This window comes from Brevundimonas sp. (genome assembly GCF_052436175.1).
Lineage (GTDB): Bacteria > Pseudomonadota > Alphaproteobacteria > Caulobacterales > Caulobacteraceae > Brevundimonas.
Map to the genome: position 1 here is coordinate 1 of NZ_JBQVNM010000033.1, position 22,997 is coordinate 22,997.

The 22,997-nt window shown below is 67.2% G+C and carries 22 protein-coding genes; 8 read left to right on the forward strand and 14 right to left on the reverse strand.

Features of this window, described 5'->3' with window-relative positions; all coding sequences use genetic code 11:
• The 5 genes from kdpB to ACT6QK_RS09045 all read right to left on the reverse strand — a co-directional run.
• The coding region (gene kdpB / locus ACT6QK_RS09025) for a potassium-transporting ATPase subunit KdpB (RefSeq protein WP_444597497.1) at positions 1-1,887 on the reverse strand (1,887 nt) is incomplete at its 3' end.
• Positions 1,888-1,915: 28 nt separating this feature from the next.
• Positions 1,916-3,625: a potassium-transporting ATPase subunit KdpA gene (gene kdpA, locus ACT6QK_RS09030; RefSeq protein WP_444597498.1), complete on the reverse strand. Its 1,710-nt coding sequence runs from the start codon at positions 3,623-3,625 to the stop codon at positions 1,916-1,918.
• A gap of 12 nt (positions 3,626-3,637) precedes the next feature.
• Positions 3,638-3,724 carry a potassium-transporting ATPase subunit F gene (locus ACT6QK_RS09035; RefSeq protein ID WP_444597523.1) on the reverse strand — a complete coding sequence of 29 codons (87 nt, stop codon included), beginning with the start codon at positions 3,722-3,724 and terminating at the stop codon, positions 3,638-3,640.
• Between the two features lie 190 nt (positions 3,725-3,914).
• Positions 3,915-5,375: a terminase large subunit domain-containing protein gene (locus tag ACT6QK_RS09040; RefSeq protein WP_444597499.1), complete on the reverse strand. Its 1,461-nt coding sequence runs from the start codon at positions 5,373-5,375 to the stop codon at positions 3,915-3,917.
• A complete protein-coding gene (locus ACT6QK_RS09045; protein ID WP_444597500.1) occupies positions 5,372-5,881 on the reverse strand; it encodes a hypothetical protein in 510 nt (169 codons plus the stop codon). The genes ACT6QK_RS09040 and ACT6QK_RS09045 overlap by 4 nt, the downstream gene beginning before the upstream one ends.
• A 451-nt stretch (positions 5,882-6,332) precedes the next feature.
• Between ACT6QK_RS09045 and ACT6QK_RS09050 the strand changes: the two genes are divergently transcribed.
• The 3 genes from ACT6QK_RS09050 (at position 6,333) to ACT6QK_RS09060 (ending at position 9,132) form a co-directional block, all read left to right on the forward strand.
• Positions 6,333-7,679 (forward strand): phospholipase D family protein, encoded by a 1,347-nt coding sequence (locus ACT6QK_RS09050; protein WP_444597501.1) that lies wholly within the window; start codon positions 6,333-6,335, stop codon positions 7,677-7,679.
• A 95-nt stretch (positions 7,680-7,774) separates the two neighbouring features.
• Complete coding sequence (locus ACT6QK_RS09055; RefSeq protein ID WP_444597502.1) at positions 7,775-8,383, forward strand: hypothetical protein; 609 nt, start codon at positions 7,775-7,777, stop codon at positions 8,381-8,383.
• Complete coding sequence (locus ACT6QK_RS09060) at positions 8,380-9,132, forward strand: hypothetical protein (protein WP_444597503.1); 753 nt, start codon at positions 8,380-8,382, stop codon at positions 9,130-9,132. Before ACT6QK_RS09055 ends, ACT6QK_RS09060 begins: the two co-directional genes overlap by 4 nt.
• 159 nt (positions 9,133-9,291) lie before the next feature.
• On the opposite strand, the gene groL is transcribed toward ACT6QK_RS09060, so the two are convergent.
• Positions 9,292-10,938 (reverse strand): chaperonin GroEL, encoded by a 1,647-nt coding sequence (gene groL, locus ACT6QK_RS09065; protein ID WP_444597504.1) that lies wholly within the window; start codon positions 10,936-10,938, stop codon positions 9,292-9,294.
• 55 nt (positions 10,939-10,993) lie between these two features.
• Positions 10,994-11,281, reverse strand: a complete 288-nt coding sequence (groES, locus tag ACT6QK_RS09070; protein WP_123288102.1) for a co-chaperone GroES — start codon at positions 11,279-11,281, stop codon at positions 10,994-10,996.
• 268 nt (positions 11,282-11,549) lie between these two features.
• On the opposite strand from groES, the gene ACT6QK_RS09075 reads away from it, so the two are divergent.
• A complete protein-coding gene (locus tag ACT6QK_RS09075; protein WP_444597505.1) occupies positions 11,550-11,993 on the forward strand; it encodes a DUF2141 domain-containing protein in 444 nt (147 codons plus the stop codon).
• Here the strand turns inward: ACT6QK_RS09075 and ACT6QK_RS09080 are convergent.
• Complete coding sequence (locus tag ACT6QK_RS09080; RefSeq protein WP_444597506.1) at positions 11,962-13,386, reverse strand: tetratricopeptide repeat protein; 1,425 nt, start codon at positions 13,384-13,386, stop codon at positions 11,962-11,964. The two genes, ACT6QK_RS09075 and ACT6QK_RS09080, sit on opposite strands and share 32 nt — an antisense overlap.
• A gap of 173 nt (positions 13,387-13,559) precedes the next feature.
• Here ACT6QK_RS09080 and ACT6QK_RS09085 point away from each other — a divergent pair, with 173 nt between their 5' ends.
• Positions 13,560-14,009, forward strand: coding sequence for a hypothetical protein (locus ACT6QK_RS09085; RefSeq protein WP_444597507.1), 450 nt, complete (start codon positions 13,560-13,562; stop codon positions 14,007-14,009).
• Positions 14,010-14,064: 55 nt separating this feature from the next.
• Here the strand turns inward: ACT6QK_RS09085 and ACT6QK_RS09090 are convergent, their stop codons facing one another.
• A complete protein-coding gene (locus ACT6QK_RS09090; RefSeq protein ID WP_444597508.1) occupies positions 14,065-15,612 on the reverse strand; it encodes a tetratricopeptide repeat protein in 1,548 nt (515 codons plus the stop codon).
• A 90-nt stretch (positions 15,613-15,702) separates the two neighbouring features.
• Positions 15,703-17,310: a glucose-6-phosphate isomerase gene (gene pgi, locus ACT6QK_RS09095; RefSeq protein WP_444597524.1), complete on the reverse strand. Its 1,608-nt coding sequence runs from the start codon at positions 17,308-17,310 to the stop codon at positions 15,703-15,705.
• Positions 17,311-17,417: 107 nt separating this feature from the next.
• On the opposite strand from pgi, the gene ACT6QK_RS09100 reads away from it, so the two are divergent.
• Both ACT6QK_RS09100 and ACT6QK_RS09105 read left to right on the forward strand, forming a co-directional pair.
• Complete coding sequence (locus tag ACT6QK_RS09100; RefSeq protein ID WP_444597509.1) at positions 17,418-17,915, forward strand: hypothetical protein; 498 nt, start codon at positions 17,418-17,420, stop codon at positions 17,913-17,915.
• 108 nt (positions 17,916-18,023) lie between these two features.
• The gene (locus ACT6QK_RS09105) at positions 18,024-18,362 is read left to right on the forward strand and encodes a hypothetical protein (protein ID WP_444597510.1); all 339 of its coding nucleotides are present in this window, start codon (positions 18,024-18,026) and stop codon (positions 18,360-18,362) included.
• Here ACT6QK_RS09105 and pth read toward each other — a convergent pair.
• From pth to ACT6QK_RS09125, 4 genes are all read right to left on the reverse strand, one after another.
• The gene (gene pth / locus ACT6QK_RS09110; RefSeq protein WP_444597511.1) at positions 18,331-18,948 is read right to left on the reverse strand and encodes an aminoacyl-tRNA hydrolase; all 618 of its coding nucleotides are present in this window, start codon (positions 18,946-18,948) and stop codon (positions 18,331-18,333) included. The genes ACT6QK_RS09105 and pth overlap by 32 nt on opposite strands.
• Positions 18,949-19,036: 88 nt before the next feature.
• Positions 19,037-19,654, reverse strand: a complete 618-nt coding sequence (locus tag ACT6QK_RS09115; protein ID WP_444597512.1) for a 50S ribosomal protein L25/general stress protein Ctc — start codon at positions 19,652-19,654, stop codon at positions 19,037-19,039.
• Positions 19,655-19,822: 168 nt separating this feature from the next.
• Complete coding sequence (locus ACT6QK_RS09120; protein WP_444597513.1) at positions 19,823-20,896, reverse strand: hypothetical protein; 1,074 nt, start codon at positions 20,894-20,896, stop codon at positions 19,823-19,825.
• Between the two features lie 97 nt (positions 20,897-20,993).
• Positions 20,994-21,926, reverse strand: coding sequence for a ribose-phosphate pyrophosphokinase (locus ACT6QK_RS09125; protein ID WP_444597514.1), 933 nt, complete (start codon positions 21,924-21,926; stop codon positions 20,994-20,996).
• A 266-nt stretch (positions 21,927-22,192) separates the two neighbouring features.
• On the opposite strand from ACT6QK_RS09125, the gene ACT6QK_RS09130 reads away from it, so the two are divergent.
• Complete coding sequence (locus ACT6QK_RS09130; RefSeq protein WP_444597525.1) at positions 22,193-22,996, forward strand: outer membrane protein assembly factor BamD; 804 nt, start codon at positions 22,193-22,195, stop codon at positions 22,994-22,996.
• Position 22,997: the final 1 nt, after the last annotated feature.

A 22,997-nucleotide genomic window follows, 5' to 3' on the forward strand; every position in this document is an offset into this window, starting at 1 on the left:
CGCCACGATAACCAGGGCGTTGAAGATCACCGCCGACAGTATGGCGCTCTCCGGGCTGTGCAGACCCATGATGTTGAGCGCGCCGAGCGTCGGCAGGGCGACCACGAACATCGCCGGGATGATGGCGAAATACTTGGCCACATCGTTGGCGATCGAGAAGGTCGTCAGCGCGCCCCGGGTGATCAGCAGTTGCTTTCCTACCTCCACGATCTCGATGACCTTGGTCGGGTCAGAGTCCAGATCGACCATGTTCCCGGCCTCGCGCGCGGCCTGGGCCCCCGTCTGCATGGCCACGCCGACGTCGGCCTGGGCGAGCGCGGGCGCGTCGTTGGCCCCGTCGCCGCACATGGCGACCAGCCGCCCCTTGGCCTGTTCGGCCTTGATGAGGCGCATCTTGTCCTCGGGCGTGGCCTCGGCGAGGTAGTCGTCGACCCCGGCTTCGCTGGCGATGGCCGCCGCGGTGACCGGATTGTCCCCGGTGATCATGACGGTGCGCAGACCCATCCGGCGCAGGTCGGCGAAGCGTTCCTTGACGCCCGGCTTGACCACGTCCTTCAGGTGGATGACCCCGATCAGGACGCCGTTTTCGGTGACCGCCAGAGGCGTGCCGCCCGAGCGGGCGATGCGGTCCACGGCCTGGCGGAACTCGGCCGGAGCCTGGGCCTCGGTCAGGTCCAGAGACTTCAGCACGGCGTCGATCGAGCCCTTGCGCCAGACATTCGCGCCCGCCTCCAGGCCCGACTGACGGGTGACGGCGCTGAAGGGGATGGCCCTGGAGCCCGCCGGCTGTTCAACGACGATCCCGGCCTGTTTGCCCAGTTCCACGATCGAGCGGCCCTCGGGCGTCTCGTCGGCCAGAGAGGCGGTGACGGCGGCGCGCAGGGCGGCCTCCGGACGGACGCCGGGGACCGAGATCACCTCGGTCGCCATGCGGTTGCCGAAGGTGATGGTGCCGGTCTTGTCCAGCAGCAGGGTGTCGACGTCGCCTGCCGCCTCCACCGCCCGCCCGGAGGTGGCCAGCACATTGACCTTCAGCAACCGGTCCATCCCGGCGATGCCGACGGCGGACAGCAGCCCCCCGATAGTGGTGGGGATCAGGGTGATGAACAGGGCGCCGAGAACCACGGGGTCCAGCCTCACGCCCGAATAGGCGCCCAGGCCCAGCAGGGTGACGACCGCGATGAGGAACACTAGGGTCAGGCCCGCCAGCAGGACCGACAGCGCCAGTTCGTTCGGGGTCTTGCGACGATTCGACCCCTCCACCATGGCGATCATGCGGTCGAGGAAGGTCGAGCCGGGGGCCGAGGTGATGCGCACCTTGATCCAGTCCGAGACCACGGTGGTGCCCCCGGTCACGGCCGAGCGGTCGCCGCCGGATTCGCGGATCACCGGCGCGCTCTCGCCGGTGATGGCGGCCTCGTTGACCGAGGCCACGCCCTCGATGATCTCGCCGTCCGAGGCGATGACGTCGCCGGCCTCCACCAGGATGATCGAGCCGATCTCAAGCTGGTGCGCCGGGGTCGGAACGACCGTACCGGTCGCCGGATCGACGATCAGCTTGGCCTTGGTCGTCACGCGGGTGGCGCGAAGACTGTCCGCCGCCGCCTTGCCCCGCCCCTCGGCGACGCTCTCGGCGACGTTGGCGAACAGGACCGTGGCCCAGAGCCACAGGGCGATCTGAACGGCGAAGCCCGCCGACTGGCCGCTGCCGATGGCCGCCGCCGCCGAGACCGTGGCCAGCAGGGCCACGATCCAGGTGGTGAAGATCACCGGGTTCATGATCAGCTTGACCGGGTTCAGCTTGACGACGGCGTCGCCGAGCGCCCGGCCCAGCATGGCCCCCGACAGCCCGCCGGCGATCGGCGAGCGCGGGGCTTGGAGGGACATGTCTGTCATGTCGTGGGGTCCGTTCGGGTCAGAAGCGGGCCACGACCTGGAGCATGTCGAAATGCTCCACGATCGGGCCGAGCGCGAGGGCGGGGAAGAACTGGAGCCCCCCCAGGATGAGGATCACGCCGATCAGCAGGCCGATGAACAGCGGCCCGTGGGTCGGCAGGGTCCCTGCGGACGGGGCCAGCCTGGGCTTGACCACCAGGCTCCCGGCGACGGCCAGGACCGCGATGGCCGGGACAAAGCGGCCCAGCAGCATGGCGATGCCTTGCGTGGTCGCCCACCAGGGCCCGTTCGCCGTTAGGCCTGCGAAGGCGGAACCATTGTTGGCGGCGGCGGAGGTGTAGCCGTAGAGGATCTCCGACAGCCCATGCGGCCCGTCGTTCAGCAGCCCCTCCAGCGCGGTCGGCAGCACCGCCGCCGTCGCCGCGAAGCCGAGAATGGCCAGGGGCAGGACCAGCACGGCGATCATGGCGTACTGGATCTCGCGCGCCTCGATCTTCTTGCCGAGATATTCCGGCGTGCGCCCGACCATCAGACCGGCCACGAACACCGCCAGCACGGCCATCAGCACCATGACCGCGATGCCCGATCCGACCCCGCCCGGCAGGATCTCGCCCAGCTGCATCAGGAACATCTGGATGCCGCCCGACAGGGGCATGTAGCTGGCGTGCATGGAGTTGACCGAGCCGTTCGACGCCCCGGTCGTCGGCCCCGCCCAGGCGACGGACGACGGCACACCGAAGCGGACCTCCTTGCCCTCCAGGTTCAGCGGCTGCTCGATGCCCGCCGCGACCAGGGCCGGCGCCGGCTGGGTCTCGGCCACGTACATCGCCGCCGTCAGCGTCCCGAGCAGGATCAGGGCCGCCACCGCGAGCGCCCGCACTTCCCGCTTCGCCAGCACCGTCCGCCCGAAGGCGAAGAAGGCGGCCCAGCCCATGAGGTTGATCGACACGGCGGTGATCAGGTTGGTCAGGGGGCTCGGGTTCTCCAGCGGATGGGCCGAGTTGACGTTGAAGATCCCCCCGCCGTTGATGCCCAGCTGCTTGATGGCCAGCTGGCTGGCGGTCGGGAACAGGCTGATCGTCTGCTGACCGCCCTCCACCGTCGTGGCGACCACCGACGACTGCAGCGACTGCACCACCCCCAGCCCCGCCAGCACCAGGGCCAGCAGGATCGAGGCGGGCAGCAGCACATAGAGCGTCGTCCGCGTCAGGTCGGCCCAGAAGTTGCCGACGCCCTGGCCACGATCGGCCACGAAGGCCCGCGCCAGGGCCGCGGCGATGGTCGCCCCGGTCGCGGCCGAGACGAAGTTCTGGGTCGTCAGGCCCAGCATCTGGCTCAGCGTCGACATCGTCGTCTCGCCGCCATAGCTCTGCCAGTTGGTGTTGGTGACGAAGCTGACCGCCGTGTTGAAGGCCAGATGCGGCGACAGGCCGCCGAACCCCTGCGGGTTCAGCGGCAGCACGCCCTGCAGCCTCAGGATCGCGAACAGCAGCAAAAACCCCGCCGCGTTGAACGCCAGCAGCGCCCAGGCATAGCCCAGCCAGCCCTGGCTGCGCGTCGCGTCCACCCCGGCGGCGCGATAGAAGACGCCCTCCACCGGCTTCAGCACCGGGTCGAGCCAGGTCCGCTCGCCGTTCCAGACGCGCGACATATAGATCCCGATCGGCCAGCCCAGCAGGCAGGCCAGACCGAGCGTGAGGGCGATTTCCGCCCATCCCTGAAGGGTCATGACGCGGCTCTCCTAGAACCGCTCGGGCCGCAGCAGGGCCGCGACCATATAGACGACGACGACGACCGCGCCGGCGCCCCAGAGCATGGCGATCCCCATCGTCACACCCGCTTCAACGCAGCGGCGAGCGCGGCGAAGAGCAAAAACGCCCCGCCGCCGGTCGCCAGAAAAATCAGATCGGCCATGCCGCATCCCCTGTTTTCGACAGGGCCGGATCAGACGCCCGATCCGGATAAGGGCGCCATGCGAAGCGCCGCCGATCGCATAAGCGGCGCATAAGGACGGCGCCCTACAGGGCCCGGATCCGCGCCCCCGCCCCGCGTCCCAGCATCAGTTCGCTGATCGCCCAGACCAGGGCGTCGGCCCGGTCGGGACTGGCGAACCCGCCGTCCTCGCTCCCCAGCCCCAGCAACTCCTCCTCCAGCGCCGCCAGCCCGCCCGCGTGGGCCACCCGCCCCTGTTCGTACAGGGCCGCGACCGGCTCGGCCCGCGCCGCCTTGCCCAGCACGGCGTGGACCCGCTTCACCGGCGTCTCCAGCCCCGAGGCCCTCAGCACCGCCTCGGCCATGGCCCCGCCCTGGTTGGCCTCGACCACGACCAGAGACGCCCCGTGCGCCTCCGCCGTCGCCTTCACCCGCGCGGCCCAGCCCTCGGGCGACAGGCCCCGCACGGTGCGGTCGTCAATCACCAGGGCGCGCCGCCCCATCCCCTCGCCGCAAACTCCCGCAACCACGATCCCGCACGCATCCCGGGGCCTTCCCGACAGGGTCCCGGCCGGCGGATCGACCGCCACGACCACCCGCGCGCAGGGCCCAGGGAACGGATCGGCCAGCGCAGCCTCCATCTCGGGGCTCAAGTAGCCCGAAGGGCGGTAGCCCCCACCAAGAAGTCTCGCCCGCTCGATGTCCTCGGCCCGGAACAGCGCCCCCTCGGCCTCCAGCACCCGCCCCTCCAGCTCCTGCGCCGCCCGCCGCGTCCCCCCGTACAGGGCCTGCATCGCCGCCAGAAACCCGGGCGCCAGATTCGCCGCATTCGCCCCCGTCGGCGCATCCGTCCGCACCAGCCCCGGCTCCGCCAGCAGATCCCGCAACACCCGCGTGGATTTGGGCGTGGACGTAAGAAGAAGCCTTGGCGTCCAAGTGTCCTCCCCGTCGCGCAGCGATGGGGAGGTGGCGCGGCGCTCTTTCGCGCCGTGACGGAGGGGGCGAGGCGACATCTCCGCCAAGGGCGCCCTCAACCTCAACCCCAACCTCAACATCGCCAGCACCTCCCTCCCCCGCCCCCACGCACACAGCTCATCCCCCCAGGCCGCATGAAACTGCGGCCCCCGCAACCGCTCCGGCTCCTCGGCCGAGAACAGCATCCCCACCGCCCCGCCCGGAAACACCACCCGCCGCAACGACGGCTCGAACCTCAGCCCCGACCGGAACGGCAGGTTCATCACCCCGCTCGGCCCCTCCACCATCACCGCCCGCGCGTCATGCAGCGTCGCCCCGACCAGGGCGATCCGACCGCCGGCGCCCAGTTCCTCGGCGACCTCCCACACCCACTCCGCCCCGGCCCGCGTCTTCCCCGCCCCGCGCCCGCCCAGAAACAGCCAGGTATTCCAATCCCCCCGCGGAGCCCTCTGCGCCCCATGCGCCGCCATCCGCCACGCCGCACGCGCGACCCTCTCCCTCCCCTTCATGGGGAGGGTGGTCGAGCGCAGCGAGACCGGGTTGGGGCGGCAAGGCCACCCATCCACCGTCATTCCTCCCCCTCCCCCAGCCGCTCCAGCACAAACGCCAGCGCCGCCGCATCCTGCGGCGAGCGCGCCCCGCCACCCTCCTCCCCGTCTTCTCCCTCCAGCATCCGCGCCAGCTTCAGGAACTCCTGCGCCAGACGCGGCTCCCCGGCCTCCATCGCCGCCACCGCCCTGGCCCGGGCCGCCAGTACGGCCCGCCCCAGATCGACCTCCGCCAGGTCCCCCTCTCCCGCCTCCCGGATCGCCGCCTTGACCGCCGCCCGCCCCGCCGCAGTCCTGTCCGACGCCTCCCGCACAGCCGCCCGCGTCTCCTCCGCCAGCCGCCCTTCGTCCTCCACCTGATCCCAGGCCGCATCCGCCTTCAGGGCGACGTCCCTCTTGCGCCAGCCCCCGGCCTTGGCCCGCGCGCCGATGGTCCGCACCGCCGGCCCGTATTTGACCGACAGCCATTCCGCCGTCGCCCCGGCCGAGAACTCGATCTCGATCCGTTTCCAAACCCGTTCCCCGGCCACGAAATACCCGGTCCGATGTCGCTTCTGTCCCTCCGGCCCCGGATCCTCGCTCCGGTGAGAGGCGACCACAGAGCGCCTGAGACGCCCGCTCGTCTGTGATGTGTTTCCCATCCCCCCATTATCAGCGACCCGCAGGCCAAGGCGCGCTCGCGCCCCTCATTTTCCCGCAAGCCCCTGAAAAGGCGAAGGTCGAGGTGCGGTCATTGCGCTGAAAGCCGCCCGATACCCATCAGATTGGCCGTGTTGGCGGTTCACCGCCGGGGGAGATTGCCGTCGGCGGATTTCGTGTCAGAGCGGGCGCGGGACTGCAATGAACGCAAATCCGTGTCCGTTAACCCGCGCAAGGCCGTTCATCACGGCGCAGTATCTCCAAAGCTTGACGGTGCCCCATAGTTGCTGGGATGACGTTAAGGTTGTGAAATGCTGAGGCTGTCATCGGATGAAGTTGGTGTTGAACGGTATCAACGGCGTCTACCTGAGGGATATTGTCCAACGAGCAGAGGCCCAGACAGAAAGCGTTGACGCTGCAGTAGCCTATGCCACCACCGATGATCTGCTCCTGAATTGGTGCTGGGCGAACAAGATTCCTCTCCGGTTTTGGGGTCGTTTCGACGAAGACATTCCCGTAGCCCTACCCGTTCTTGAACGGTTTCTGGCGCGCCGATCACCGCTTTACACCTGCAAGCTCGTTCGATGTTTTCACCCCAAGGTAATTTGGTGGCGCGGTTACGGTGCCTACGTTGGATCGGCGAATTTTACCCAATCGGCTTGGCACAATAACGTCGAGGCCGGCGTCTTCTTCACCGAAGACGAGCTCGAATCATCCGGCCAAGACCAAGAGCTGATTAGGCTCTTCGCGCAGATCGATGCTGTCGCTTCGCCTTTGACTGAGGAGCTAATGGCGCGCCTGCGAGCCCGAGAACGAGAGCTGCAACGACGCTGGGAGCGCGACCGGGATGCGGATCAAGATTTCCTCAAAACTAACCTAGTCGAGCCGTGGGAGGGTCTGACTCAAATCTCGGGCAAAGACGCACGGACAAGGGCGCGAGATGCCTTCCTCAAAGAGTGGCTCTCTACGTTGCAAACCCTCCGAGACATTGCCGAGCAGGTGGCTCAAGATTCCCATCGCCCGTCATGGATATCTCCATCCGCGCCCAAGGGCGCTCAAGCCGATCAATTCCTCCACGCGCATTATTACCAGCGAACGTTCGATGGCCGGCGAGCTGATTATGAACGTCATTTCGAAGAAAACCGCGCCAGGCCTGACAAAGCCCTGTCAGATGCCGCGACGTGGTGGTCGAGTTGGCCCGAAGACAGCCCGGAAGCGCACATGCTCAACGTGAGAGCGCCGACATTGCGAGCATTTTTGTCGGAAGACGGCTTACGCCGCATGGACGAGGGCGCGTTCATAGAGATGCTCAGCGGGGTCCATGCGTCAGTTGAGTATGCCCGCCGGGTTCCTAACGCGAAGGTCGATCTCCCATCCAACCGAGCGTACAGCATCCCCGAAAAACTGGATGCGATGGGCAAAACCATTTGGCGATCATCGGCTCAGAGGGGGACTCCGGTCAAAGAAGTCCTTCATCACATCCTCCATGGTGGTCACGTCGACGACGTACCTCATCGCCTTTGGGATGCGCTTGATGATCCGACTTGGAAAACCGAGATGCTCGGCGTGAGCAGCTTGGGCGAGATCGTCGGCTGGGCTCTTCCTGATCGATACCCGCCCCGAAACGGGCGCACGAGCAAGGCGCTCAGATCGTTAGGCTACGATGTCACCGTTCATGTCGGCGGCTGATAGGTCGCCGCCTCCTTGGGGGTAAGTCGACGCGAGTTGTTTTCCCTGTGATGTTCTATTAATGTTCGCAACCTGAGCGGTATCATGGAGCCGGTATGGCAAAGCAGCCATCTTCGAAATCTGGAAGTTCGCGCATTCGCTTCATAATGATTGATGCAGAGATTCCTGAAGGGGACCTCAGCCAAATAACCGCCGCGATACATAACGCGCTCAAACCTACCACGATCATACAGCAGCGCTTCTCGGCACAGTCCACAACTTCAGCTCTTTCAAACGAAGCCGCGGCGGAAACGTTTGACGCCGATATCATAGATATTGATCAATCAGCCGACGCTCCTGCGCCTCAGAAGCCCGCGCGCGTGTCGAAACCTCGCAAACCAACGACCCCGGATGTTCTAGAATTGGACCTTATGTCCGACGTCTCGCTCCAGACGTTTGCCGACGCACACCCCGCCACGGGCGAGCCCGAAAGATATTTGGTTATTGCCGCTTGGTTCAAAGAACATCGCGACACGTCCTCAATCACCACTGCACACGTCTATACAGCGTATCGGTCCCTCGGTTGGTCCGTCGCGATCGAAGACTTTGGGTGGCCGCTGCGATCGCTGAAGAAGGACAAGCTCATGTCCAGCCCGGCGAGGGGCGAGTACGTAATCAACCATCTGGGCATCGGTCGAGTTAACAAGCTGGGCAGGGGTGAGTGAGCGAAATTCACGACTTCGCGGGTACCATTCCAGGGTTCTATCGGAAGTCCGCTGTTGAACAGCTTATAGTCCTCGCTTGGTTCATCGAGGCTCGACAGCAGCGTGCAGTGTTCGATGGCCTGTACATGAAGCAGTGCTTCAAAGACGTGGGTCTCGAACCGCCGGATATGAGTGTCTACCTTCCTCGATTGGCTGGGAAGAAACCACCACAGCTAATCAAGGATAAAGGGGGCTATCGGCTCTCCGGCGCACTTAAGCGAACTTTGGATACACGATTTGGTGGAGACCCGACCGTGGTTGCCGTGACGAAGGCGTTGTCGGATCTACCAGCGAAAATCCCTGACCTGACAGAAAGAGAATTCCTCGCCGAAGCGCTCAGTTGTTACAGGATTCGAGCTTTTCGTGCGGCCGTCACGATGATGTGGAACCTCACGTATGATCATCTCGTCCGATGGGTGCTCGTCGATCCGGCTCGCATTCAAGCGTTCAATGCGGCCCTTTTGACGAAATATCCGAAGAAGACCCTCGTTGTGGTCAAGCGTGATGACATTGACGAACTTAAAGAATCCGAATTCATTGAAGTTGCCCGCGTAGCGAAGCTATTCGACAAAAATACTACCCAAATCCTCGAAGAAAAACTTAGGCGGCGTAACATGGGCGCTCATCCATCATCCGTGTCGATTACTCAGCATCAAGCCGATGATATGATAACAGATCTGGCTGCAAATGTGATTTTGAAGTTTGTTTAGCTCAAAATTTATAATCAAAAAAGTTCGGTTATTTAAGCGCTAGTCAAGAAAAAGGGCGGGCCCGTTTCCGGGCCCGCCCTCTTCATTTCAGCCAGTGACTGAGCCGTGGACCCCGGCCTGCGCCGGGGCGTCCGGGCGGGCTGACGCCCGCCCTTCCGCTTAGAATTCCATGCCGCCCATGCCGCCCATGCCGCCGCCCATGTCGGGGGCGCCGGCCGAGGCCTTCTTGGGCGCGTCGGCGACGGCGGCTTCGGTCGTGATCAGGATGCCGGCCACGGAGGCGGCGTCCTGCAGGGCGGTGCGGACCACCTTGGCGGGGTCGATGACGCCCATCTTGACCAGGTCGCCGTACTCTTCGGTCTGGGCGTTGAAGCCGAAGGCGGCGTCGCCGTTCTCCAGCACCTTGCCGACCACGATCGAGCCTTCGACCCCGGCGTTTTCCGAGATCTGACGGATCGGAGCCTGCAGGGCGCGGCGGATGATGGCGATGCCGGCGTTCTGGTCGGCGTTGTCGCCCTTGACCTCGGCCAGGATCTTGGAGGCCTTCAAGAGGGCGATGCCGCCGCCGGGCACGATGCCTTCGTCAGCCGCGGCGCGCGTGGCGTTCAGGGCGTCGTCGACGCGGTCCTTCTTCTCCTTGACCTCGACCTCGGTCGAGCCGCCGACGCGGAGGACCGCGACGCCGCCGGCCAGCTTGGCCAGACGTTCCTGCAGCTTCTCCTTGTCGTAGTCCGAGGTGGTGTCCTCGATCTGGCGCTTGATCTGGGCGACGCGGCCTTCGATGTCGGCCTTTTCACCCACGCCTTCGACGATGGTGGTGTCTTCCTTGGTGATGGAGACCTTCTTGGCCTTGCCCAGCATGTCCAGGGTGACGGTTTCCAGCTTGATGCCCAGGTCTTCCGAGATCACCTGGCCGCCGGTCAGGACGGCGATGTCCTCCAGCATGGCCTTGCGGCGGTCGCCGAAGCCCGGCGCCTTGACGGCGGCGACGCGCAGGCCGCCGCGCAGCTTGTTGACGACGAGCGTGGCCAGGGCCTCGCCCTCGATGTCCTCGGCGATGATCAGCAGCGGACGGCCCGACTGGACCACGGCTTCCAGGATCGGCAGCATGGGCTGCAGCGAGGTCAGCTTCTTCTCGAACAGCAGGATGAGCGGCTCTTCGAGTTGAACCTCCATCTTGTCGGCGTTGGTGATGAAGTAGGGCGACAGGTAGCCGCGGTCGAACTGCATGCCTTCGACGACGTCGACGGTGGTGTCGGCGGTCTTGGCCTCTTCGACCGTGATGACGCCTTCGTTGCCGACCTTGGCCATGGCCTGGGCGATCAGCTCGCCGATTTCACTGTCGCCGTTGGCCGAGATCGTGCCGACCTGGGCGATTTCGGAGTTGTTCGAGACCGGCTTGGACTTGTCCTTGATCTCCTGCAGGACCAGGCCGACGGCCTTGTCGATGCCGCGCTTCAGGTCCATCGGGTTCATGCCGGCGGCCACGGCCTTCAGGCCTTCCTGAACGATGGCCTGGGCCAGGACGGTGGCGGTGGTGGTGCCGTCGCCCGCCTTGTCGTTCGTCTTCGAAGCGACTTCGCGGATCATCTGGGCGCCCATGTTCTCGAAGGCGTCTTCCAGCTCGATTTCCTTGGCGACCGAAACGCCGTCCTTGGTCGAGCGCGGCGCGCCGAAAGACTTCTGGATCACGACGTTGCGGCCCTTGGGCCCCAGCGTCACCTTGACGGCGTTGGCGAGCACGTTGACGCCGCGCAGCATCTTGTCACGCGCGTCGGTGTTGAAATGAACGATCTTGGCGGCCATGTGCGGCTGCTCCTTATCTATAAGTTTTCTGGATTAGAGTATTCGGCGCGGTTGCTTAGGAAAGCACGCCCAGCACATCCGACTCTTTCATAATTATGAGGTCTTCGCCGTCGATCTTGACTTCAGTTCCAGACCATTTTCCGAACAGAATACGGTCTCCGGCCTTCAGTTCCAGGGCGTTAACCTTGCCGCTATCGTCACGCGCGCCGGGGCCGACGGAGACGACTTCGCCTTCCTGCGGCTTTTCCTTGGCGGTGTCGGGGATGATGATCCCGCCCTTGGTCTTGGATTCTTCTTCCACGCGCTTGACCAGCACGCGGTCGCCGAGAGGACGAAACGCCATCTGTGTATTCTCCGTTTGGGACTTCAAAAGTTTCCTCGCTCGCCCTCGGGATCGGCTTTTGGCAGCCGACACCTGCGAGTGCTAACGCGCCGTGCAAGTAGGGACCGGGGGCGACAGCGTCAAGCGGTGGGGCCCCTCCTGATCCTGTGAATTTTCAACGACGGCGGTCGCGAGCCAAGCCGCGGCGCATCGACGGTTGACGCAATGTACTTTAATATGCAAAGAACATTGCACACAGCGATCTTGCTGCCTGACCTGGAGACCTCCGATGAACCGCTACCGCCTTTCGCCCCTCGCCGTCCTTGCCGCCGCCGCTCTGACTACGGTCGCCGCCCCTGCCCTCGCCGCCGACGTCACCCTGACCCTGGAAGGGGTTCAGGCGCGCGGGGGCCGTCTGCTGGTGGGCCTGCAGACCCGCGACCAGTTCCTGAAACAGGAGGGCGCCTATGGCGAGATCATCGCCGACCCGGCCGCCGGGACGCGCACCGTGGTCTTCCGCGACGTGGCGCCCGGCGACTACTCGCTGTCGGTGCTGCACGACGCAGACGGCGACGGCCAGATGAAGATGAACGGCGTCATGCCCGCCGAGGGCTGGACCATGCTGAACGCCGAAACCCTGCGCGCCGCGCCCCGGTTCGATCAGGTTGACTTCACCGCACCCGCTGCGGGCGCCGTCAGCCTCAAGGCGTCGATGATCTATCCGGCACGCTGACCGTGGCGGCCTGTTCGAGTGTCGCCAGTCGCCAGCTGGCCTCGACGCGGCGCTCGAACATCGGCCCGGCGCCCCTCACGGCCGTGCGCCAGTCGCGGCCGCCCCCCGAGCGCGCGGTCAACGGACCCAGCGAGGCGCGCAACTGGTCCAGGGCGTCGGCCGGCCGATCCCGATCCAGAAGGAAGGCGGCGTAGGCGTCGGCCCCGCCCAGCCCCACCGGATGGGCGGGGGCCAGCCGGGCGTCGGTGATCGTCCGTACACGGCGAAACAGAGCTTCCGCCTCGTCCGCCCGCTGCAGGGCCGCCAGGGTCTCCGCATATCCCCCGAGGGTCTCGACAATATCGGGACTGTCCGTTCCCATACCCTTTTCGAGAAGGTTCAGGCCCCGCGCGAACTCCGGTTCGGCCTCGGCGGCCTTGCCCTGATCGAGCAGGGCGTAACCGATATTGGCGTGCAGCACCCCGACGAAGGCGTGTTCCGGCCCGACGATCTGCAGGGCCAGGGGCATGGCGCGCCTGAACTGGACCTCGGACTTCCGGCCGTCGCCCTGGGTGTGCAGATACCAGCCGTAGTTGTTCAGACATTGGGCCAGCAGAACCTTGTCGCCGGAAATCTCGGCGATGGCGACCGCGCGGCGATAGAGGGCGTTCGCCTGCCGCCCGCGACCCGTGCGTCTGAGACTGTTGCCCAGGTTCGACAAGACGATGGCCACCCGAGAATGCTTGGGTCCGTAGAGAACCTCATACATGCCCAGAACCTGGCGATAGGCGGGATCGGCCTCGGCGTGTCGGCCCTGGGCCGTCAGGGCGTTGGCGTAGAGGTTCAGAGAGTCGGCCGTCTTCTCGTGCACCTGACCCAAGTGATCGCGCCGCAGGTCATAGCTTTCACGCGCGGCGGCCTCGGCCTGCTCGTTCTCTCCCTGGGCGTCGAAGGCGCGGGCGCGGTCGTAGATCAGGGCGGCGATCTCGGCCTGGTCCGGCTCGGCCTCGGCGCGACGGATGGCCAAGGCCTGGTCCACATCGGCATGGGCGGCCGGATAGTCGCCCGCCTCGAAATTCAGTCGGGAGCGGACACCCAAAGCCCGGGCCAGGGCCAGGGCGGGCGCCCCTCCCGCCAGAGCGACCGCCGCGTCCAGCGTCCGGCGGGCGCCGGGCAGATCTTCCTCGGAGAACCGTCGCCGGGCCACGACCACCAGCGCATCCGACGCCTCGGCCGGATCGGCGTGAGCGGCGATGGTCGCGGCGATCTCCTCGTCCGCAGAGGGAGAGGCGGCCGCCGCCTCAGGGGCAGCCTGGGTCAGGGCCGTCGCCGCCCCCGGCAGCATCAGGCAGACGGACAGCCCGGCCAGAGCGGCCGCGCCACGCCTCCGTCCCGCTTCGAATATCGACGTCATGCGCTCTCCCCCGCCAAGGACCGTATGGGCGGGGCGAGCAGACGGCAAGCCCGGCGGCGGCGGCGAATGAACGCTTGATGAACATGGGTCTCGCAGCCTGTTCAGGTGTGGGGCGTTAGAACCGACATCACTGATCGGCGCTTTGCCGACGCCCTGCAGCCAAGGAGGCCGCCATGTTGAACTTCAAGAAGACCGCCGCGATCGGCGCCGTGGTTCCCGCCCTGGCCCTGACCCTGGCCGCGGCGAGCCCCGCCGACGCCCAGAGCCGCTATCGTGACAACGACCGCCGTGACAACACCGCCCAGAACGCCATCCTCGGCGCCGTGGTCGGCGGCATCGCCGGCGCCGTGATCGGCAACGGCGATGGCACGTATGTGGCCGGCGGAGCCTTGGCCGGCGCGGCCCTCGGCGCCACGGCCTCGAACCGTGGCTCGGGCTGTGAATACTACCGCGGCGGCCGTTGCTACCGAAACCAGGGCCATTGGGAGCGCGAGCACGGCATTAACAGCCGCGACTACGGCTACAGCTACGGCTATGACAACCGCTATCAGCCGCCCCGCTATGAACGGCGTTATGACCGCCGGGACGACCGTCGCGACTATCGCTACGAGCGTCGCTGGTAGTCCAAGGCAGACATGACAACAGAGGCGGGCGTTCCGAAGGGGACGCCCGCCTTTTTCATGCCGATGGGCGCTCGTCGTGCGCCGCCCAGGCGGCCTGGACCTGGAGCCGGAACAGTCTGCGGTCGCGATCCAGTTCGCGACGGGCGTCGCTGCCGGCGCCGGTCTCGGGCTGGGCGCCGGTGCGGGTCAGGACGTCGGCGCCGACCCGGCGCAACAGGGGCAGGGCCTCCTCAGCGCGCCGGGTCCGGATCAGCAGGTCCGCGAGGTCGCCGCTCTGGCGCGTGATCTCGGGATGGCCGGGCGGACGGCGGGCCTCGCTGAGGATCAGGGCCTCGCGGAACAGGCGTTCGGCCTCCGCCTCTCCGCCCGTCGCGGCGATCGAGCGCGCCATGGCGTTGAGGGTCCAGCCGACCGTGGCATGGCTGCGTCCCAGGGTCTTCTCATAGCGGGCCAGGGCGTCGCGAAAGATCGGCACGGCCTCGGCGTCCCGGCCCTGGGACTGGAGTTCGCCCGCCAGATTGGTCCAGGCCGAGGCGCCGTCCGGGTCCAGCCGCCCTTTCAGTCGATCATAGCTCTCGGCCGCCTGACGCAGCAGGCGTTCGGCCTCCTCGTGCCGATCCTGCTGATGCAGGTTCCAACCCAGATTGCTGGTGTAGGCGGCCGTCTCCACCGGGTCGGTCGTGAGGGCGAGCGCCCGGCGATAGAGAAACTCCGCGTCCGCAAGACGCAACTGGTGATCACGGATGATCGCCAGGTCGTTTACCGCCCCCGCCAGTTCGATGCGTCCTCCGCCGTCCTGCCCCTCCAGGGTGTGTATGGCTTCGTTCTGGATCTCGGCGGCCTCGGCATAGCGGCCCTGTTGCTGGCGGGCCGTGCCGATGACGCCGAGGATACGGCCCCGCAGGATGGGGCTGGCGTCGGAAGGCAGGCCGTTCAGGGCTTCCTGCGCGCGGGCCTCGGCCTCGGCGTAGCGTCCGGCCTCGGTCAGGACGGCGCCGAAGCCCAGAAGGGCGATCCGCCGAACGTCGGGGTCCGCCGCCCGCTCGGCGAACTCGAGCGCCACGCCGGCGGCATGGTCGGCCTCGGGGAAGCGGGCGGCCTTGGCCCGCGCATAGGCCAGGCCCAAGGACGCCTCGGAAGCCCCCGCCCAGTCGCCCTTGGCCTGACGCGCCCTGAGCACGGACAGGAACAGGAGCGAGGCGTCGCCTAGGCCCGCATGGCGCGCATAGGCCAGGTTCATCGTGGCGGTCAGGGTGTCGACATGCGCGCCTCCGTCCCGTTCGCGCCGGATCGTCAGGGCCTCGGCGCGCAGGGGCTCGGCGCCCCGATAGTTTCCGCGCCGCTCACGGGTCAGGGCCAGGTTCTCGAGGGAGATCAGCAGGGTGTCGCGCTGGGTCCTCGCGTTGAGGCGAGCGGGCTTCAGGGCGGCGGTGAACTCACGCTCGGCCTCGACCCAGTCGCCGCGCTCGAAGGCGGCGATGCCGCGATCGGTGGGCGTGAAGGGGCGCCGCGCGGCGGGGGTCGGGGGCGGACCGTCCGTCGTCTGGGCGGCGGCGCAATCCACCTGGGGCAGGCTCAGAGCCATGGCCACAGCGACCAGCATGGCCGTCGGTCCGCCTGCACCCCGTCTGTTCGATCCCTGCGCCATGCCCGGACACTAGGCCCCGGCGGAGGCCGGCGTCATCTGACGAAATCAGTCAGTGAGCCGCCTCAGCAGTCCGGCCGTTGACGGATCCAGTCCGGCGGACGGCGCCCCGGCCGCGACGTCGGCCAGGATGGCCTTGGCCAGGACCTTGCCCAGTTCGACCCCCCACTGGTCGAACGAGTTGATGTCCCAGATGACGCCCTCGACGAAGGTCTTGTGCTCATAAAGGGCCAGAAGGGCGCCGAGGGTTTCGGGCGTCAGCCGATCCATGACGACGGTGGTGGACGGCCGGTTGCCGGGGAAGGTCTTGTGCGAGGCCAGCCGGTCGGCCTCTCCCGGGCTTTCGCCGGCCGCCAGCAGTTCGGCGTGGGCCGCATCGGTCGTCTTGCCGACCATCAGGGCCTGGGCCTGGGCCAGGGCGTTGGCCCAGAGTGGGCTTTCCGTCGCCTCGCCGTGGGTCGCCTTGACCACCACGAACTCGGCGGGGACGACCTGCGGTCCCTGATGGATCTGCTGGAAAAAGGCGTGCTGGCCGTTGGTGCCGGGTTCGCCGAAGACCACCGGGCAGGTCTGGCGGGTGACGGGCGAGCCGTCGCGATGGACCCGCTTGCCGTTCGATTCCATTTCCAGCTGCTGCAGAAAGGCCGGCAACCGCCGCAGGGCGTGGGCGTAGGGGGCGACGGTCCGGGCGGGGCGGCCCAGACCGTCGACGTTCCAGATCTGGGCCAGGGCCATCAGGACCGGGGCGTTCCGCTCCAGCGGCGCCGACACGAAGTGGTCGTCCATCGCCGCCGCCCCGGCCAGCAGGGCCTCGAACACCTCGGGGCCGAGGGCGATGACGCAGCTCAGGCTGACCGCAGACCACAGGGAATAGCGGCCGCCCACCCAGTCCCGGAAGGCGAAGGTGCGGGCGCAGCCGAAGGCGGTCGCCCGCTCCGGGGCGGCGGTGACGCCGATGAAATGCCTGTCGCGCCCGGTCTCCGGCAGGCCATCCGCCAGCCAGGCTTGGGCGGCGCGGGCGTTGGCCAGGGTCTCCTGGGTGGTGAAGGTCTTGGACACGACCACGACGAGGGTGGTCTCCGGATCGAGCCCGGTCAGGGCCTCGGCCATGTCGCGCGGGTCGATGTTGGCGACGAAGCGCAGGTCGATGGACGGGTTCAGCGGGCGCAGGGCGTCCCAGACCACGCGGGGCCCCAGATCGGAGCCGCCTATGCCGATATGGACGATGGCGGTGAAGGCCTTGCCCGTGGCCCCTGTCTCGGCGCCTGACCGCACGGCCGTGGCATAGGCGGCCATGTCGGTGCGAACCGCGTCGACCTCGGCCGAGACGGGTTCGCCCAGCGCCTTGAACGCCGCGCCTGTCGCGGCCCTCAGCGCGGGGTGCAGCACGGCCCGGCCCTCGGTGGAGTTGATGGCCTCGCCGCCGAACAGCCGCGCGCGCGCCGCCTCGACCCCGGCCGAACGGGCCAGGTCGAGACAGGCCTCGAACCCGGTGCGGGTCCAGCTCTGTTTCGACAAATCGAGATAGAGGCCCGCCGCCTCGACCGACATCCGGTCCAGTCGATCCGGGTCGGCGGCGAACTGATCGACGATGCGGGCGTTGGCGTCATCGCGCGCGGCGGCGTCGAAGGCGGTCCAGTCGGCGGTCATCGGCATCCCCATGCGGCCCATCAGGGTCAACGCATCGTTTACGGGTCAGGCGTATCCCGGTTCAATCCAATATCGGGTGCTGTCGCCCGATGTGATCGCGAAAGAGGTCCGTTATGTCCTGCGGCGCCACCCTGGCCATCGCCCTGATGCTGAGCAATCCCGCCGTGGCCGAGGCCGCCGCCCAGCCGCCGGCCGTCGCCGACGCCCCGATCTCGGTGGCGTCCGAACCCCTGTTCGCCGACATCGTCAACCGCTCGGGCGTCCTCAAGGCCGTGGTGGACGGCTGGCATGCCTCGCGCGCGGCCGATGCGCCGGGCTTCTTCACCGGCGCCGATTTCCTGGACTTCAAGACCCGCGCCCAGGCCCTGGCCGAGACCGACATGCAGGGCCACCTGATCCTCAAGGAACGCGGCACGGACGGCGACCTGAAGTGCATCCTGCGCGGCATTTCCGAGGACATCCCCAAGAAGATCGCCGCCGTCGAGGCCGCAACCAGCCCCGCCCTGCGCGCCACGGCCTTGTCGGAACTGTCCTATCTGCTGAACGACAATGTCGAGGTCATCACGACGCCGCCGCAGCATGACGCCCAGTCGGGCGTGCCGGCGGGCTGACGGCCGCCTGTCAGGAACCGACAGGCTCTACGGGAGTGACGTCGCCACTCCGGGGCGGCAAGCAGGCCACAGGCCGCCGTCGGCCGGACGAAAGCTGGCCTCAACCCGATGAAACGCGCCCGCCCCTGGCTGATCTGGCTCGGCATCATCGTGGCTGCCTCGACAGCCTATAACTGGCATGAAAGCCGGGGCGGCCTCTGGATGGCCCGGACCTACGCCACATCCGAACTGGTCAACCCCGCCCTGGTCGGAACCTTCGAGAGCCTGCAACTCTGCCTCACGGCCGCCGAGGCCGATCTGCGCCGCCGGGGGCTTGCCGCTGTCGGTCACTACAGCTGCGGTCGAAAGTGCGAGTGGCGCAGGCACGGCTACTATGCTTGCGCTGAGGAGCGGACGTCTCCTCCCCGGCGAGAGCCTATTCGCCCCGCGCCTGCTGACGCGGACTGAACTTCGGCGCCGGGGCCAGGCGCAGGACCTCGCCCTGATAGCGTTCGTCGTCCCCGGCCAGGGCGAACGGCAGGGCGTCGGCGCAGGCGTTCAGCAGGGCCTCCAGCCAGGGCTGTTCCGCCTTGTGGAAGTCGCCCAGCACATGCGGCATCACCAGATGCGCCTCGCCGGGGTGGCCGATGCCCATGCGGGCGCGGCGGAAGTCGGCACCCAGGTGGCTGATGAGGGACCGCACCCCGTTCTGGCCCGCCGCGCCGCCGCCGGTCTTCATGCGGAACCGGCCCGGCGCCAGGTCGATCTCGTCGTGGAAGACGATGATCTCCGACGGCTTGATCTTGTAGAAGCGCGCCGCTTCGCCCACGGCCCGGCCACTCTCGTTCATATAGGTCTGGGGCTTGATCAAGAGGACCTTGACCGGTCCATCGGCCGTCTCGACCTCACCTTCAGAGATGACCGACTGGAACTTGGCTCGCTCGGGCCCGAACCGCCAGCGACGTGCGATCTCGTCGACGGCCATGAAGCCTATGTTGTGGCGGTTCTTTTCGTATTTCGCGCCCGGATTGCCCAGGCCGGCGATGATGATCATGGCGACGTTCCTGCACCGGGCCTCAAACGAAAACGGCCCACTCCGCAAGGGAATGGGCCGTCGCCGAACTCAGAACTTAATGAGGCGATCAGCCTTCCGACGCGGTCTCGGCGGCGGCTTCGTCAGCCGCTTCGGACTGGGCGGCCGACGAGGTCTTGATCGTGGCGATCACGAAGTCGCGGTCGGTGATGGTGGCCGAGGCGCCCTTGGGCAGGGTGATGTCCGACATGCGGATGGTGTCGCCGATCTGGCGTCCGGTCAGGTCCACGACCAGTTCCTCGGGGATCTGGTCGGCGCGGACCAGGATCTCGACGGTGTGACGGACGATTTCCAGCGAGCCGCCGGCGCGGGTGTAGGGCGCCTCATCGACGTTGGCGAAGTGGACGGCGACTTCGATCTTGATCGGAGCCTTCTCATCGACGCGCATCAGGTCGAAGTGCAGCGGACGGTCCGACACCGGATCGAACTGCACGTCCTTGGCGATGACCGGCTGGCTCTCGTCGCCGTACTTCAGGGTCACCAGGTGGCCCAGCAGCTTGCCGGTGTAGAGGGACTTCTTGAAGTCCTTCTCGTTCACGGAGATGGCCACGGGGGCCTTGTCGCCGCCGTACAGGATGCCGGGAACGGCGCCCGAGCGGCGAGCGGCGCGCGCGCCGCCCGTGCCGGTGTTTTCGCGAACGTCCACGTTCAGAATGATCTCGGCCATCTGGCTCGCCTCAACAACAAAAAGGCCTGCGCCGACATTCGGCCCGTGCAGGCGGGGTCTGAACCCATGAATTCAAGAGCGCGGGCTATTACACGCAAGACCGCTCGTGTGCAACCGCCTGTCTGCGCCTGCGCCGAACCGACGATCAGCCCGTCGACAATCGCCCGGCTACCCGCCGTTCAGCGAGGCCGTGGTCGCGACGGGGCTGGGCCCCGGGGTGATGTTCGGCGGCGGCGTGACGGCGATGGATTGCACGGGCGCGGGCCCCACCGCAGTCCCGGCGCAGGTGGCGAGGTCGCGCACGATATGGCGGCCGATGCAGAACATGTCTTCATAGCTGGGGCGCGAAGCCGCCAGGCACTGGAACAGGTTGAGCTTCGACAGGTCGAAGCAGAACTGGTTGCCCGCATCGTTGATCAGGATGTCGGTGTTTTCGCGCTGGTCCTCGCCCGCAGCGCCCAGGGCGGCCAGGGCGGCGATCGACAGGGCGCGCGCGACCACCGGGGTGTAGGGCGGCGTCGCCTTGGCGCCGGACACGCCGAGCCCCGAGCCGGCATGGGCCGCCGCGAACAGCCGGGCCGATTCCTCCGGCGACGGCAGCATCGCCCCGTTCGACAGGGTCTTGGCCCGTTCCAGACGGACCTCGCGGTTCGGGATGGGAGTGACGGCCCAGCGGCGGCGCGGGTCGTTGCGCTCCTGGATCGTATAGGCGTCGCCCTCCACCGCATCGGCGATGGCCGTCAGCATGGCGACGTCGCGGCCGATGGTGGTGGAGATCAGGCCGGCCGCCGCATCCGCGCCGGGCAGGGCGGCAGCGTAGTTGGGATCCGTCAGGACCGAGTTGATCACCTGCTGGCGCGCCGCCGGATCGGCCGCATAGCCGCGCAGTCCGGCGACAAACTCGGGCGACTGCAGGGCCAGGATCGAGGCATAGGCGATCAGGCCGCGAGACACCTGTCCCGACTGGTAGGCCGCCCCGCGATGCATGGCGGCCTGGATGGATTCGGCGTCGGGGAAGCCGCCCTTGATGCTGGAGACCTCGCGGATGAAGCTCACATAGACGGCCGCAGAGTCTGCGACGCTCTGGTTCAGGGTGATGGGCGGCGGCGGGGCGACCACCACGGGCGGCGGCGGGGGCGGGGGCTCCACCGGGGTCTCGCAACTGGCCAGCAGGGCGGCCGAGGCGACGGCGGCTATCGCCAGGCTCCGGCGCAGAGTTCGGACGGCGGACTTGGAGGTCATGGGCATCGAGATCGTCCCCGAATGAACGCGAGGGAGCGCCGCGACGGACGCCGGAACTGAAGAAGCCTTATAACGCGTCCGGCAGGTTTTCAGATGGTTAATCGAACAGCTTGGAAACCGATTCCTCGTTGGCGATACGCCGGATGGCTTCACCGATCAGCGGGGCCACGGCCACGGTGCGGATCTTGGCGCAGCTCGCGACCTCGTGCGGCTGTTCGATGGAATCGGTGATGACCAGCTCCTTCAGCGGGCCGTCGGTGACGCGCTGCACGGCCGGGCCGGACAGGACGCCGTGGCTGATATAGGCCGACACCTCCGTCGCCCCCGCCGCGATCAGGGCCTTGGCGGCGTTGACCAGGGTGCCGCCGGAATCGACGATGTCGTCGAACAGGATGCATTCGCGGCCCGAGACGTCGCCGATGATGTTCATGACCTCGCTCTCGCCCGCCTTGGGGCGGCGCTTGTCGACAATGGCCAGGTCGACGTTCAGCCGTTCGGCCAGGGTGCGCGCCCGCACCACGCCGCCGACGTCGGGCGAGACGATCATCAGATTACCGCGCTGGTAGTTTTCCTTGATGTCCTGGGCCAGCACCGGCGTCGCCACCAGATTGTCGGTCGGGATGTCGAAGAAGCCCTGGATCTGGCCCGCGTGCAGATCCATGGTCAGCACCCGGTCGGCCCCGGCCCGGGTAATCAGATTGGCCACCAGCTTGGCCGAGATGGGGGTGCGGCCGCCGGTCTTCCGATCCTGCCGGGCGTAGCCGAAATAGGGGATGACGGCCGTAATCCGTCTGGCCGAGGCCCTCACCAGGGCGTCGATGCAGATCAGCAGCTCCATCAGGTTGTCGTTGGCCGGATAGGAGGTCGACTGGATGACGAAGACGTCCTCGCCGCGGACGTTCTCCTCGATGACGACAAAGACCTCGTTGTCGGCGAACCGCTTCACCTGGGCCTTGGTCAGGGGCATGTCGAGGTGGTCGGCGATCGCCTGGGCGAGGCTCCGGTTTGAGTTGCCTGCGAGCAGCTTCATCGACCGGTCATCCTTTCGCCGTCATCGAAACGCCAATGACGGTTGCGCTCTTTACCAGCGCGGGGGCCGGGGACAAGACGGGCCCTGCTGTTTTCGCCTGTTGTTTTCGCCTGCATTGGCGAAGGCCGGGGCGCTGGTGTAGAGGTCGCGTCTGAATTTTCGCGGGCGTCCGGATGGGGCGTTTCCGCCGCCTGTTGATGAGGGTGTCTTCGTTGTTCTCTTCCCCGATGCCGGCCGGCAGGCTCCGCACCACCCTGACGATCGCGATGGTCGCGGCCATGAGCCTGTCGATCGCCGCCTGTGCGGGCCGGAACCGCCCCCGCCTCGCCTATGAGGAGCGGCCGGTCGAACTGCTCTACAACACCGGTTTCGAGCGCTTGCAGTCCCGGCGCTGGACCGATGCGGTCGACTATTTCCAGGAGGTCGAGCGCCAGCACCCCTATTCGGAATGGTCTCGCCGGGCGATCCTGATGCAGGTCTACGCCCATTATCAGGCGGGCGACTATACCGACGCCATCGCCGCAGCGGACCGCTTCATCCAGCTCTTCCCCGGCAGCCCCTCGGCCGCCTACGCCTTCTACATGAAGGCCGTCTGCAACTTCGAGCAGATCGTCGATGTGGGCCGCGACCAGGCCTATTCCCAGGCCGCCCTGGCCGGGCTGCGCGACGTGATCCGCCGCTATCCGACCTCGTCCTACGCCACCGACGCCCGCGTGAAGATCGACATGGTCAACGACCAGCTGGCCGGCAAGGAAATGACCATCGGCCGCTGGTACCAGCGCCGCAGCCAGCCGCTGGCCGCCATCGGCCGCTACAAGACCGTGATCGACGACGCCGCCTTCCAGCGCACCTCGCACACGCCCGAGGCGCTTTATCGCCTGACCGAGGTCTATCTGGGCCTGGGCCTGAAGGACGAGGCGACCCGCAACGCCGCCGTGCTCGGCTTCAACTATCCGGGCAGCCCCTGGTACGCCGAGGCCTACGCCCTGCTGAACGAGCAGGGCGTCAAGCCGGAGACCGAGCCGACCGGCAAGCGCGAGAGCTGGCTGCGCCGCATCATCCCGGGCTGAG